The organism is Janthinobacterium sp. GMG2 (genome assembly GCF_033949445.1).
Classification (GTDB): Bacteria; Pseudomonadota; Gammaproteobacteria; order Burkholderiales; family Burkholderiaceae_D; genus Janthinobacterium; species Janthinobacterium aestuarii.
The window spans coordinates 1-680 of record NZ_JAXAWA010000024.1 but is presented as its reverse complement, the minus strand read 5'-3'; the positions used below and the strand labels follow the sequence as shown (position 1 = coordinate 680).

The 680-nt window shown below is 67.8% G+C and carries 1 protein-coding gene; it reads left to right on the top strand.

Going from position 1 to position 680, the window contains the following annotated elements; all coding sequences use genetic code 11:
• Positions 1-680: autotransporter outer membrane beta-barrel domain-containing protein (locus tag SKZ59_RS28130; RefSeq protein WP_319993605.1), on the top strand; the 680-nt coding region annotated here is incomplete at both ends.

The following is a 680-nucleotide window of genomic DNA, read 5'->3' as shown; positions in this document are numbered from 1 at the left end:
AACGACAGCGGCAATCCGACGGCGGCGCTGGCGCGCTGGCAGGCGGATGAAGCGGACCGCGTGTTCGGCACGGCCGTCAAACCGTTCATGCGCAAGGCGGCCTTGCGCCAGCCAGGCGCTGGTTTCAGCAGCGATGAACGGCAGCAGGCCGATGTCAGCGGCGCCACCAGCGGCTTGCCGGACATGCCGCAAAAGCCCGACACGCAGAAGCAGGCGTTAGCGCTGTGGCTCGGTGGCGCGGTCGACTTCGGCCAGCACTATGTGAATGGCCGCGACACGGGCTTCCGTTTCCGCACCAACGGCGTGAGCGTGGGCGGCGATTACCGCCTCAGCGACCTGGTGACCCTGGGCGTGGGCGCCGGTTTCAGCCATGACCGCAGCGACGTGGGCCAGAACGGCAGCCGCAGCACGGCCGACAGCGCCGTGGCGGCCGTGTATGGCAGCCTGCGTCCGAGCAAGGGTGTCTTCCTCGACGGCGTGCTCGGCTACGGCACCTTGCAATACGACGCTTCGCGCTACCTCGCCGATGGCAGCGGTTTCGCCACGGGCGAGCGCGACGGCAAGCAGGTGTTCGGTGCGCTGGTCGGCGGCATCGAGATGCGCCATGACACCTGGATGTGGTCGCCGTATGGCCGTGTGGAACTGATGTCGGCCAAGCTCGATCCGTACACGGAAAAGGC